The sequence below is a fragment of the Microbulbifer variabilis ATCC 700307 genome, assembly GCF_000380565.1.
GTDB lineage: Bacteria > Pseudomonadota > Gammaproteobacteria > Pseudomonadales > Cellvibrionaceae > Microbulbifer > Microbulbifer variabilis.
Genome location: NZ_AQYJ01000027.1, coordinates 150,353 through 163,001, shown reverse-complemented (window position 1 = coordinate 163,001; position 12,649 = coordinate 150,353). Strand labels below are relative to the sequence as shown.

At 47.8% G+C, this 12,649-nt stretch carries 10 protein-coding genes and 1 riboswitch; of the genes, 5 read left to right on the top strand and 5 right to left on the bottom strand.

Annotation, left to right across the window (positions count from 1 at the left end):
• Window positions 1-248 precede the first annotated feature (248 nt).
• On the top strand, window positions 249-434 hold the full coding sequence (csrA, locus tag G367_RS0113825) for a carbon storage regulator CsrA (protein ID WP_020413733.1): 186 nt from the start codon (window positions 249-251) through the stop codon (window positions 432-434).
• A 459-nt stretch (window positions 435-893) separates the two neighbouring features.
• Here the strand turns inward: csrA and G367_RS25205 are convergent, their stop codons facing one another.
• The 5 genes from G367_RS25205 to G367_RS0113800 all read right to left on the bottom strand — a co-directional run bounded on the left by G367_RS25205 (window position 894) and on the right by G367_RS0113800 (window position 7,621).
• Entirely contained in the window at window positions 894-1,556 is a 663-nt protein-coding gene (locus G367_RS25205) for an HNH endonuclease (RefSeq protein ID WP_020413732.1), read from the bottom strand.
• A 109-nt stretch (window positions 1,557-1,665) separates the two neighbouring features.
• Entirely contained in the window at window positions 1,666-2,148 is a 483-nt protein-coding gene (locus G367_RS0113815; protein WP_020413731.1) for a GNAT family N-acetyltransferase, read from the bottom strand.
• Window positions 2,149-2,198: 50 nt separating this feature from the next.
• On the bottom strand, window positions 2,199-3,845 hold the full coding sequence (locus G367_RS0113810; RefSeq protein ID WP_020413730.1) for an ATP-dependent nuclease: 1,647 nt from the start codon (window positions 3,843-3,845) through the stop codon (window positions 2,199-2,201).
• Between the two features lie 426 nt (window positions 3,846-4,271).
• Complete coding sequence (locus tag G367_RS0113805; protein WP_020413729.1) at window positions 4,272-6,044, bottom strand: bifunctional protein-serine/threonine kinase/phosphatase; 1,773 nt, start codon at window positions 6,042-6,044, stop codon at window positions 4,272-4,274.
• Between the two features lie 101 nt (window positions 6,045-6,145).
• Window positions 6,146-7,621, bottom strand: a complete 1,476-nt coding sequence (locus tag G367_RS0113800; protein ID WP_020413728.1) for a NarK family nitrate/nitrite MFS transporter — start codon at window positions 7,619-7,621, stop codon at window positions 6,146-6,148.
• A 419-nt stretch (window positions 7,622-8,040) separates the two neighbouring features.
• Between G367_RS0113800 and G367_RS0113795 the strand changes: the two genes are divergently transcribed.
• The 4 genes from G367_RS0113795 to mobA all read left to right on the top strand — a co-directional run bounded on the left by G367_RS0113795 (window position 8,041) and on the right by mobA (window position 12,647).
• A complete protein-coding gene (locus G367_RS0113795; protein WP_020413727.1) occupies window positions 8,041-9,342 on the top strand; it encodes an MFS transporter in 1,302 nt (433 codons plus the stop codon).
• Window positions 9,343-9,484: 142 nt separating this feature from the next.
• On the top strand, window positions 9,485-10,708 hold the full coding sequence (locus G367_RS0113790) for an alginate export family protein (RefSeq protein WP_020413726.1): 1,224 nt from the start codon (window positions 9,485-9,487) through the stop codon (window positions 10,706-10,708).
• Window positions 10,709-10,926: 218 nt separating this feature from the next.
• A riboswitch (molybdenum cofactor riboswitch) is annotated at window positions 10,927-11,077 on the top strand.
• Window positions 11,066-12,043: a GTP 3',8-cyclase MoaA gene (gene moaA, locus G367_RS0113785; RefSeq protein ID WP_020413725.1), complete on the top strand. Its 978-nt coding sequence runs from the start codon at window positions 11,066-11,068 to the stop codon at window positions 12,041-12,043. It overlaps the preceding riboswitch by 12 nt.
• Window positions 12,044-12,047: 4 nt before the next feature.
• Window positions 12,048-12,647: a molybdenum cofactor guanylyltransferase gene (gene mobA, locus G367_RS23895; RefSeq protein ID WP_020413724.1), complete on the top strand. Its 600-nt coding sequence runs from the start codon at window positions 12,048-12,050 to the stop codon at window positions 12,645-12,647.
• Window positions 12,648-12,649 lie beyond the last annotated feature (2 nt).

Below are 12,649 nucleotides of genomic sequence, written 5' to 3'. Positions count from 1 at the left end.
CAAATTGATAACATGACTATCAAAATGGCTATATGGATCATACGCTAGAAACCCGCTCGTCTTCAATAAAGTGGAGTACATTCAGCGGCTTGGAGCGACTCCCCAAGCTCTGGAAGCGTTGTGCCTGCCTTTTCTTCTTCTATGCCTACCGTTCCCGCGCACCACCCCGTATTTCCTCAAGACATTACTTTTTCAGCCTTCCATCAGAGAAGGTCTACCTATGGTTTGAGTATCAGTAGGAAATAACTATGTTGATCTTAAAGCGCCGGACTGGTGAAAACTTAAGAATTGGAGCCAATGTCTCCATCACGGTATTGGAAGTTAAGGGTAATCAGGTGAAGATAGGAATACGTGCTCCTAAATCTTTACCCGTTCACCGTGAAGAAATATTTATACGTCTACAAAAGGAATCTGCTCTAAGGAATGGAAATTGATGAAAACCTAGTTATAAACATGGAAGGCATGTTTTAGGGGTGGCTATACCATAGCTTAAGCCCCCCTAGTCGTATATTTGACAGCGGGTACAATACTCATGTGTAGATTCATTGGTTTTTTTTGGGGGGGGTAAGAAATTGTGTGGAACAGCTCGTCTAGTAATGCAATAGAATCTAAGGTATCGGTATGTATCCTTTTTTATGAGTGAGTCCCCATAAGCTCTTACAAATTTTTTGGTATTTCTAATAAATTTTGATGAGTATAATAAACCAAGATGCTCATATATTCATTTACTTCTAAGCAGAGGCTAGCACTTTAAAGAATTTAAATCACCTTATATACAGGTAAATAATAGATTACTTCGAAATATAGTTTCAGTTTATGTAAATAATTTAAAAATAGATTTTCTGCATGTATTATATTCCTTGCCAATTCCTAAGGTAAATATGTTAAGAATGTCATCTATATCTACTTGATCTTGCGCTTTCTATTAGTTCAACGAGTTTCTCTATTGATAGACATCTTCCCCTCAAATGTATTACTGCATGGCAGTTTGGACATATTGGAATCAAGTCAGTTTTAGGGTTAATAATTTTTCTTTTTTTTACTTCTGACAAAGGTTTAATGTGATGAACATGAATAAACCCTTCAGCATAATTTCCATATATTTCTTTAAAACTAACTTTACAAGCAAAGCATCTCGATCCATGGTGGTTTATACACTCTTTTCGTGCTTTTGAATTTCTTTCATGGGAGTTTACGTATATTTTCTTAGTTTCACCTTCTTCAAAACTCTGAGGGTGTAGTATTTCTTCAGGAAGCTTAAAGCTATCGTTGTTTTTGTTATATGCTTTTGTTATTGCGAGCAAATATGATTTGTTGAATGATTTGGTATAATCACTTGTTTTGAAAGACTGCTTAATATTGAAGTCTCTTATAAATTTGTTGATTTCTTGATGTGAAATATTACGTACTTCACCTGTAGATGGTGTTAGCTTTATTCCTTCTTGGGTTACCTTGTAAGAAAATTTTTTCTTTTGAGTCATTGTAACCCAGCCTTCTTCTTGCATTGAGGTTGCAAAAGATAGGAAATCATCTACTGAGAAATTTATTTTTTTCATTCTGATCTCCTAGCTTATGAAAGTCCTAACGTTAACATAATCGATCAACGAAACAGTACGATGCCTACCCGTCGGATATCCGTAGAAGAGGAAAACTCCGCTATGTTTATTATGACTTTCCATATAGGATAAGAGAGTAATCACCATTTGTGCTTTTATATGCTTTTCCCAACCTGGAGAAGCCAAATTTTCTAAACAGGTGATGCATAGGAGTATTATCTTCACGAGTAGTAGCAAAACACGTGCTTTCAGAGAGGCTCTCTAGAATAGCTTTCATTAATAAGTTACTGTAGCCTTTACCTCGGGCAGATTCCGTCACATATAACCAACCAAGCTCATATTTATAAAGACTCTGCCCCAGAGCATTTGATTTTCCAAAAACACTAGCTTTATAGCTGCTATTTGGATTTTTAAGAGCTCCAACAGCGACACAGTTATTATCTTTGATAAAGATAAGCTTCTCAGCTTTATAAATTCGCTGTTTTAGTCCTTCAGTCGAAACTTCACAACCTTCGAAAATTAATTTTTCAAACACCTCTAGTTCAGATTCACTGCAATCTTCGGGCGTTTTAATAATCTGTTGTATACTCATATCTCATCTAGCCTAGATCAGAAGTGCCGTAGGCGCACCTGGTTTATTTGTTAAGCCTGTTCTTCAATATCATCTGTTGTTTCATACAAGCCAGGGTGAGTTCCATCAATAATTGAACTTAATGAGCTGCGTAGTGAGTCATATTTTGGATTTGTGTGGAAATCATCACTTCTTAGATGGCTAAATAAATTGTAAGGCTTATCTTTTGATGGGTTCTCATCTAGGTAAAACCCTTCAAAATCTGGTTTGTGCATAACCGTCTTTACTCTGCCAGAAGTCAAATTGGCTGCTTTTCTTATATTGTGATTAATTGTCCACATTCCATTATTTGAACCATCAGCTTTATACTTGGCATCTAAGTCATGAATGGCGATTGCAGAAGCGGCAAACTGGTCAAATATTTTTATGAATGTAGGTATATTTGCTTTTCCTCTGCAATTTATTACGCAATAAGAATTCTCCAGTGATTCACTTTCTATGAGATATTGATATGCTAAGTATTCGGTATCCCCCTCAACCAATATTGAATTTTCATAAAAGAAAAACTCATTTACAGTTGGGCAGCACTTATTAAGCATTTTTAGATTGTCTTTTTCCTCATCGGTGAAGTTTGCTTTGTCAGTTTGAAAATAATAAATTCCAGTGGAGGTGTCTGATACTCTTATGAGAGTGGTATGATCTTGAGTCAAATCAATAAATATGGGTGAGTGTGTTGTACATATTATTTGCCATCCATCAACCTCAGCAAGTGCACAAATTGCTTTTCTAGCAGCTCGGATAATTGATGGGTGCATATTGATTTCAGGTTCATCAAGAAGCAACACTTTTGGAGCTTGATCATCTACAACTTTGCTTCCTTTTTTAAACTTACCTTCGCTACATAGTGCACTTATCGCAGACCATAAAAATGCTCTTTGGATACCTCTTCCCTGGTGTTCCAGAGAAGAAGATCTTCCATTTGCTTTTATGTAGAATTTACTTCCATCTTTTATTGCATCTTCGGCTTTGAATTTTCCGACGCCGGTCTCAAAGTCAACATTTACACCTGCAAATAGTTTTCTCAGTTCCTCTTCGATTTTGCTGTTGATCGGGTTGATTTCAGAAGAAATCTCAGCCTCTACTTCTTTTGCTAGTTTATTAATTTCCGTGATAATTCCAGTAAGCTTACTTTTATCGTCTTTCAACTTCCTTGCAGCATTTTTGGAAGCTAGGTCTTTCACGACTTTCTCTAAAGCCTCATATCCATCATTTGGATTGACTCTTATTGGCGTTGGCAATCTACTTTGGAGAATAGTATTCCATCCCCCTGCACCGCCTTCTTTCCAGTCGTTAGTTTGATTACTAAAGCTATGCTTAACTCCTTTTTCATCAGGAGTTGACCACCTAATCTGGAATTTTGCACAACGACCAAAACCAGGATCGTTTTCTAAAACCCACTCTTGACCGATTGAATCAATGTCAGCATCGGTTATATCTGTAAAAATACCTGTGATCTTAATAATATTGTTTGGATTTCTATTATGAAAATGATCAAGTGTTAAAGAAGATCCCATAGATACATAGGCTTCATAGGCATCTAGGATTGTTGACTTGCAGCTATTATTAGGTCCAATCAAAACAACTATGTTATCAATTAGTATTTTGATTTCTTCATTTATTCCTTTGAAATTTGAAACAAGTAACGCAGCTAATTTCATTGAACTTTCCCTGTTTTATGAGGTGCTTGATCGCATATGTAGAAATATGCTTGTATCATATCATTAAGAGTAAGAAATCACCGCAGCGAAAGTAAATTATTAAATCGAGTCATAAACATTGTTGTAGCAAATTTTCAGATGATATAAGTATCTATTTTAAATGTAGCTAACTTATTTATTTTGATTAAAGTTATTGGCCAATAAAATTTAGTAACTTATCGTATGTACTGCCGTAAATGTATAAAGCTATTCTTGATATTTGGATTTAGAAATACAGGAAAGTCAAGTTTTGTTATAAATCTCTAAGCTATAAAGGAAAAACATGTAGTGGGTGTTTGCTAAAATAATTTGTTCGGTTGGAGAGCTTTATATATTTTGGGCTAGCAAGTTTCCAAATGGACATTATTGTATTGGCCGTGCCTAGCCTCAAGCACTAGACGAAAACAACGCCGCCACCGCCAACAAAGTAGCTACCCAAATTCCACAAAGAATCTTCCAGAAAAGGGAGGCATCCCCTTTTTCAGTAGGATCTTCTCTTAGGTAATCCGGGTTCGGATTGGCGAGGTCGCGCATAAATTCCGTTAGGGTGGAGTAGCGCTGTTCCAGGTCGATACTGCATCCGCGCTCCAGGGCGCGGTCGAACCAGATGGGGACTACGGGATTAAACTGGCTGGCGGTGCGGTAGCGCAGGCGTTCGAAATCAGCGTGGGAGCGGCAGTTTTCTATTTCCTCGCCGTAGGGCAGTTCGCCGGTAAACATTTCGTAGGCAATAGTGGCGAGGGCATAGATATCGCCGCGAATACCGCTGTTGTGCCCGAGGATATAGTGAGGGTCGGAGTAGCTGGCGGTGCCTAGCGCTTCCGGGTGCTCCAGGGGACGAAAAATCTCGGCACTGCCGGCTACATAAACTGAGCCGAAATCGATAATTTTTACCCGCCCGTCGCCGTCGATCATGATATTGGCGGGGCGCAAATCCTGGTGAATGGTTTCCTGATCGTGGAAGGCTTGTAGCCCGGTGGCAATTTCCTTAAGGATACGAAACGCCTCTGCGGGTTTAGGAAAGCGGTTGTGGGTGATCCACTGCTCCAGGGTGCTGCCCTGCACATACTCCATCAAGTAGTAGAGCGCGGTGCGCGGGCGGGTCTGGCGGTGCAGGCGCACTACCTGGGGGCTGCGAATACGCAGGCCTATCCATTCCTCCTGAATAAAGCGGTCGATATAGTGGATATCGTCTTCGTAATTTACCGAGGGGGTTTTCATTACCAGGATTTCGCCGGTGGCACTGTCGCGCACCAGGTACAACTGGCTGCGCTGGGAGGAGAACAGCTCCCGCTCTACCTGGTAACCATCCAATACCATGCCCGGTTCCAACTCTGGCGGGAAGGGCAGGCGGGTAAGCTGGCGGCTGTAGTCGTCCAGGGTGGTTTGTGGCAATGCTTTTACCTTTACCACTAATGCGGAGAGGTTATCGTCACTGCCGTTTTCCTCGGCGAGGCGCACCAGGGTTTCCGCTGTTTCCTGTTCACTTAGTTGGGTATCTGCCAGCAGCTCGCGCAGCAAATCCTGTTTGATAAAGTCGTGCACCCCGTCGCTGGTAATCAGCAGCACATCGTCCTTAGCCAGGCTGAGCTGGCCGTAATCCACTTGCAGGCCGGTATCCATTCCCAGCGCGCGGGATAGCATCTGTTGGCGGTGGGCCAGGGTGATGTTGTGGTCCCGGGTGAGGCATTTGAGGTTGTCACCGCGCAGGTGATAGATACGGCTGTCACCGATATGAAAATAATGGGCAGTGCGGGATTTAAAAATCAGGGCAGAGAAGGTGCAGAGGAAGCCCTTTTCCTGTTGGGGAAAGTCATGGCTCTTGCGGTATAGCTTGCTGTTAATGGAGGCGAGGATTTTCTGTCCGGCGTGGGCGACAGACCAGGTATCCGGCACCTTGTAATAGTCCCGCACAAACTGTTCGGTGGCGGTTTGGCTGGCTTGGGCACCGGCTTCGGCAGAGCTGACTCCATCGGCCAGTGCGGCGACTGCGCCCAGGTATTCCTGTAAGTGCGGGCTGGCTGGCCAGTGATAGATTGCCGCGTCTTCGTTCTGCGGTTTGATGCCGGCACTGGTGCAGAGGCCATGGCTCAATCGCGGTGTCTGGGCTTCGGGGTTTGCCTCGGTTTCTGTTTGCACCCCGGAATTGGTTTCGCTCACAGCTCTCTCCACTCTCTTTTCGTCCCCTCAGACCAACGGCGAAAAACAAAGAAGGGCCATTGGCCCTCCTTTGCGTTTGTTGCTTGATAACTGCTTTCCGATCACTCCACGCTGATCAGCTGCACCGTGCCATCCGGTAGCACTTCGGCGATATTGCCTTTGGGCTCCTCCAGGAACAGGCAGGCGAAGAAGATCACCGCTGCTGCGCCGCAGATAATCAGGAAGAACTGGCTGTAGCTGACATAGGACAGGGCGGTAAGGAAAGTAACCGCACCCACGTTGCCGTAGGCTCCGGCCATACCGGCGATCTGCCCGGTCATGCGACGCTTCACCAGGGGTACGACGGCGAATACGGCACCCTCACCGGCCTGCACGAAGAAAGAGCAGCACATGGTGGCAACTACCGCAGCGGGTATCCACCAGCCGCCGTTGATCTGGCTCAGTACAAAGTAACCCACTGCCAGGCCGCCGATCAGGAACATCAGGCTGCGGCGGCGTCCCAGTTTGTCAGAGAAGTATCCACCGGTTGGGCGAGCCACCAGGTTCATAAAGGCGAAGCCAGAGGCGAGCAGGCCGGCCTTCACCGGGCTCAATCCTTCAAAGGTTTCCAGGAAGAACAGGGGCAGCATAGAAACCACGGCAAGCTCTGAGCCGAAGGTGACGAAGTAGGCCAGGTCGAGGATGGCTACCTGCTTGAAGTTGTATTTCTCCAGCTCGGGCACACCTTCGCGCAGGTGGTCTTTGTTTACATTCCAGATCATGCGGGTCTGAAAGGCGAATAGGGCTACCAGCAGTCCCCACATTGCGTAAGTGGCATTCTGGCTCAGCAGGGCTACGCCGCTGGGAGACAGTTTGTAAGCCAGCGCTGCCAGTGCCAGGTACATGGGCACATTCATCAGCAGGTAGAAGTAGAAATCCCGCTTGCTGGTCACTTCCAGGCCGCCGCTTTTCTTCGGCTTGAAGTAAGTGGAGCCTTTAGGGGTGTTGCGGGCAACGCGGTAGTAGATGATGCCGTACAGGCCGGCGATGATGCCGGTGAGGCCCAGGGCATAGCGCCAGCCGTCTTCACCGCCGAACAGCAGGGCGATGGTGGGTAGGGTCATGGCACCGGCAGCAGAACCGAAATTCCCCCAGCCGCCGTAAACACCTTCTGCCAGGCCAACTTGTTTGGCTGGGAACCATTCACCGACCATGCGGATACCAATTACAAAGCCGGCACCCACAAATCCCAGCAGGAAGCGGAACAGGGCCAGGGATTCATAACTGTCTGCCGTGGCGAAGCCCAAACAGATTAAAGATGAGGTCATCAGCAGCCCGCTGTACACCAGGCGCGGCCCCAATTTATCCACCAGCATACCGATAATGATACGAGCGGGGATGGTGAGTGCCACATTGAGGATTAACAGGGCTTTTACTTGCTGGCTGGTGAGGTCGAACGCTTCCTTGATAAAGACCATCAGCGGAGCGTGGGAGAACCACACCACGAAAGTCAGGAAAAACGCAAACCAGGTAACGTGCAGCGTCTTTATTTTGGGATCGCCCCAATTAAATAAATTGAGGCCGCTGGATTGACTCATGACTATTTTCTCCGGCTTCTCAGAAATTTAGAGGTGGATAGGGTCATGGCCGATAGTATTTGAGCAGCGCTACAGGAAAAGCGCGCAAAAGGGGTAGTCAGGATAGGGGCTGATATCCGAATAGTATGGAGTAACCCCTTTGGATTAGTCCTGTGGAGTGGCGAGCATCGTGAATATCTTGCTAACTACCCCATGGTGAGTAGTAGCGAAAAATTGTCTTATCACCGAAAGGTTTTTGGGAGTAATTGTCGGCCTTAGGGTTTTTGTGCATCTTGCAAGCAGGTGGCTTCGAACAATCATGCAAACGTTACTGTATTTTTACTGCTTCTGTCTGTGAAGGGAGTAACTACCGTTCGGGGTATCGGCGTGATGGCCAAATATATTTTCCGAAAAATTGAAAAAATTGGGAGAAAACTGCCGTGCAATATACACAGCAACTCGCCGGACGTGCGCTGATATTTGCCTCGGCCATGTTTGCCGCAAACTTTTCTGTTTGGACACTCTATGCAGTGCTCGGAGTGGAAATCGGCGAGCAGCTGGATCTCTCAGCTACAGAATACGGCATCTTGCTGGCCGCGCCGATCTTAAGCGGTGCGCTACTGCGTTTTCCCGCCGGGTTGTTGGTGGAATATTTCTCTGCAAAAAAACTCATCCTCTTGCAAATGCTATTACTGCTGCCGGTACTTTTACTCTTGCCCTATATCGAGAGTTACGGTGCGCACCTCCTGGCCGGTTTGTGGTTGGGGATTTCCGGAGTCTCCTTCGTGTTGGGTATTCGCTATATCAACCCATGGTTCGAAAGGAGGCAGCAGGGCACGGCAATGGGCATTTTTGGTGCAGGCAATGCTGGGGCAGCCATCACCCTGGCCCTGGCGCCAGCGATCCAAAATTGGCTGGGGCGTGAATGGATCGGGCCGATTTACGGTATTGGTATAGTGATCATGATGGTGCTATTCGAATTTTGTGCACCTGAAGAAACCCGCTATATGCGCAGCCGCAGCAAGGTGGATATTCACAATCACCTAAGACCACTGATGCAGATCAAGGTATGGCGCTATGGGCTCTATTACTATTTTGTCTTCGGCAGCTTTCTCGCACTTTTACTGTGGCTGCCGAATTACTACCTGGCGGTGTACGAAGTGAGTACACAGGTGGCGATGGCTCTGACACTGCTGTTTGTGGCCCTGTCCAGTTCACTGCGTGCCCTGGGTGGCTGGTTTGCAGATCGCTATGGTGCGCGCACGGTGAATTGGAGTGTTTTCTGGACTTGTCTGGTATGCCTTTTTTTCCTCAGTTACCCCCCAACCAGTATGACGATTCATGGGGTGGAACGGGATGTGCATCTAAATATCGAGGTGGGCATTGAGTTGTTTACCTTGTTGTTGCTGGTGATTGGCATTGCCCAGGGGTTTGGTCGCGCCTCGGTATACAAGGCGCTACACGATAATTTTCCGGCACATATGGGCAGTGTCGGTGGCACTGTAGCCACAATCGGTGCGCTGGGTGGTTTTACCCTGCCAGTGCTGTTTGGTATCGCACAGGATTTAGTGGGTATTCACAGTGCTGCGTTTATGTTGCTCTATGGTGTGCTGGCAGTTTGTATGTTGGTAATGTACCTGGCAATCCAGAGAGAGCATCATCAACAGCGTTTGGCTTTCGCTCGGCAAAATAATTTTTTGCATGAGGATGCGAGTAACTCTGCGGCTTTGCCAGATAGGTAGTACCCACTACCAAAATGGAATTATGTGTGCGTAGAAGGTAGGGGGTAATGATTTTTTCTGTTGAAAAAAACTGTGGTTTCAACCACGTCTGAAAAATTGTAATTTGTCACTGTTCACTCCGTTGTTGCAAAGGAAAAGCGTAATGACCATTTCCAGATTCCCCAAAATATTCGGTGCTTTACTGTTGGGTGCCTGCAGCACTGTCGCATTGCAGGCCGCTGCGCAGGATGGTGAAAATGCCACTCTTGTCGACGCGCTAAAATCCGGTGAGGTCGGGTTGAATCTGCGCTATCGCGTGGAGATCGTCGACCAGGAAGATTATGACCAGGATGGTATTAATGGAGACGCAACCGCGTCCACTTTGAGAACCCGCCTCAACTGGCGCAGCGGCAGCTACCGCGGCTTCAGCGGTTTCCTAGAGATGGACGATGTTACTTCAGTCGGCAACGATAATTACAACTCTACCGTCAATGGTAAAACCAATTACCCGGTTGTGGCTGATCCAGATGGTACCGAGGTTAACCAGGCCTATATCCGCTATAACGGTGAAAATTCCGTAGTCACTGCCGGTCGTCAGCGTATTAACCTGGATGGCCAGCGTTTTGTCGGTGGTGTTGGCTGGAGGCAGAACGAGCAGACTTACGACGGCGTACGTTATCAGTATGGTAGCGCTGACAGTCTGCAGTTGGACTACAGCTATGTGTACAACGTAAACCGGATTTTTGGTGAAGATAGCGCCGGTGCTGAATTTGAAGGCAATATCCAGCTATTCCATGCCAGCTACCCGGTGGCTGAAAACCACAAAGTCAGCGGTTTCGTTTACAACCTGGATTTAGAGAATTTCGTTGAAAATGCCAGCCGCACTTATGGGGTGGACTACAAAGGGAATTTCGGCCCTGTAAAAGCCAATCTGAGTTATGCACGCCAGAACGATATTGGAGATAACACCTTCGATTACAGTGCGGACTACTACCTGGCAGAAGTGGGTACCGACCTGGGCCCGGTCACTGCGAAACTCGGTTATGAAGTATTGGGTTCCGATAATGGTGTCGGTTTCAGAACGCCTCTGGCTACCCTGCATAAATTCCAGGGCTACACCGACCAGTTCCTGACAACCCCCGGTGATGGCATAGAGGATATGTACATCAGCGGCGCTATGAAAATAGCCGGCGGTAACTTGAATATGGCCTATCACAATTTTGATGCGAATGAAGGTTCCGCAAATTATGGCCATGAGTGGAATATCAGCTACGGGCGCAAGCTGACAGAGGAAATTTCTGCACTGGTGAAATACGCCTCTTATCAGGCTGACGACCACAAGGTGGATACCGACAAGTTCTGGTTAATGGTGACCGCCAATTTCTAATTAAATAAAGCAGCTCCATAGCGAGGCCCCCGGCTCCGGCCGGGGTTTTCCCTGTAAAAACCGATCAATTTCTGTAGAGGAATTTTTCGGTTTTTAGTAATTCTGCCCACTGAATTTCCATTTTGTGATGTTATTTCCCTTAACGGTTGGCATCACTGTGAGTACCTAAGGAGTACCACCTTTGCCCCAAGCATAAATTAACCAGCTTGATACACTGACATCAGTTTAAACACCGAGTCCCGCTACCTAAACAGCGCTGATTTTTATTGTCGCTGCAAGGTGCCGGGACCGTGGCCGTACCGGCCACCAGGGTCTAGCGGGAAACTGCGCGGCCTCCCGACATTGGAAAGGCGTTTAATGTTACAAGACAATTTTGGCCGTAGGTTTTATTACCTGCGCCTGTCCGTGACGGACATCTGCAACTACCGCTGCAACTATTGCCTGCCCGAGGGCATCGGTTGCGGACGTTCCCTGGAAGGGGAAAATCCTCTCTCAGTGGCTGAGGTGGGCACATTGGTGCGCGCTTTCGCTTCCCTGGGTACGGAAAAGGTACGCCTTACCGGCGGGGAGCCCTCCCTGCGCAAAGACCTGGTGCCACTGCTCGAAGCCGTGCGCGCTAGCGATAAGATTCGCCGCTTGGCCATCACCACCAACGGTTACCGCCTGCCCAGTCAGATTGACGACTGGCACCGCGCCGGCCTGGATCAGGTGAATGTCAGTATCGACAGCCTCGACCCGGCTCAATTCCACCATATCACCGGGCACAATCGCCTGGATAAAGCCTTAGCCGGCCTGGATCGCGCCCTGGCCTTGGGTATCGATACCAAGGTCAACGCAGTGCTGATGCGCCAGTACAACCTGGCCGAGCTGGATAATTTCCTCGCCTGGATTCGCGAGACTCCGGTGACCCTGCGCTTTATTGAATTAATGCGTACCGGCGATAACCGCGAGTTCTTCGCCAGCAACCATGTCTCCGGCGGCGATATAGAAACCCTGTTGCTGCGGGAAGGCTGGGAGCAGGTTATCCGCACCCGCGATGCGGGCCCGGCGCGGGAGTACTTCCACCCGGATTACGCCGGCCGTATCGGCCTGATTACCCCTTACGGCAAAGACTTCTGTGCAAGCTGCAACCGCCTGCGGGTATCGGCCCAGGGCAAGTTGCACCTGTGCCTGTTCGCCGACCAGGGCTTTGATATGCGAGAAATCATCGCCGATGGCGATAGCGAGGCGCTGGCAGCTCATATCCGTGAGTTGATTGTCGATAAGACTGCAGGCCACCAGCTGCACGAAGGTTTTACCGGCGCTACCCGCAACCTGGCAATGCTGGGGGGCTAGGGTTATGGCCAGGGCTTTTGTTAGTAAATCGACAATCGGCGTGGTGTTGGCCGGTGGCCGTTCCAGCCGGATGGGCCGCGACAAGGCCCTGCTGGCACACCCCCAACAGGGCAATTTCTTGCAGCATGCTGAGGCATTGCTGAGTGAGCTTCCGCTGGAAAAAGTCGTGACCAGCGGCGCCCGCCCCGGAGCTATCGAAGATCTGGTGCCAGAGCGTGGCCCACTGGGCGGCCTTTATTCGGTGGCCCTGACAACCGGTGCCGATTCGGCCCTGGTGATTCCGGTAGATATGCCCCTGCTCGGGCGGGAGCATCTCGCAGAGTTATTGGCTGAAGGGCAGACAAGTGGCCGGCCCTGTTATTTTGAAAAATTCTTTTTCCCCCTGTGGCTGCCTTTAAATGGCGATTGCCTGGATTATTTGCGCCGCGCCGTTGAGGGCAGTGCGCGCAATTCTGTCGGCGCACTGTTGCGTCACCTGGGGGCCAAATCCATACCCATAAAAAGTGCCGGCGATTGGCATCGCAATATCAATACGCCGGCAGATTATCTCGGCTTGAGTACGCCGGATAAAACTCCAGAAAACAGTTTTTTGAGAGACCACTGATT

Bases quoted from the DNA above. Each gene is read 5' to 3' on its own strand.
- csrA (WP_020413733.1), top strand. From the start codon at position 249: ATGTTGATCTTAAAGCGCCGGACTGGTGAAAACTTAAGAATTGGAGCC.
- G367_RS25205 (WP_020413732.1), bottom strand. From the start codon at position 1,556: ATGAAAAAAATAAATTTCTCAGTAGATGATTTCCTATCTTTTGCAACC.
- G367_RS0113815 (WP_020413731.1), bottom strand. From the start codon at position 2,148: ATGAGTATACAACAGATTATTAAAACGCCCGAAGATTGCAGTGAATCT.
- G367_RS0113810 (WP_020413730.1), bottom strand. From the start codon at position 3,845: ATGAAATTAGCTGCGTTACTTGTTTCAAATTTCAAAGGAATAAATGAA.
- G367_RS0113800 (WP_020413728.1), bottom strand. From the start codon at position 7,621: ATGAGTCAATCCAGCGGCCTCAATTTATTTAATTGGGGCGATCCCAAA.
- G367_RS0113790 (WP_020413726.1), top strand. From the start codon at position 9,485: ATGACCATTTCCAGATTCCCCAAAATATTCGGTGCTTTACTGTTGGGT.
- moaA (WP_020413725.1), top strand. From the start codon at position 11,066: ATGTTACAAGACAATTTTGGCCGTAGGTTTTATTACCTGCGCCTGTCC.
- mobA (WP_020413724.1), top strand. From the start codon at position 12,048: ATGGCCAGGGCTTTTGTTAGTAAATCGACAATCGGCGTGGTGTTGGCC.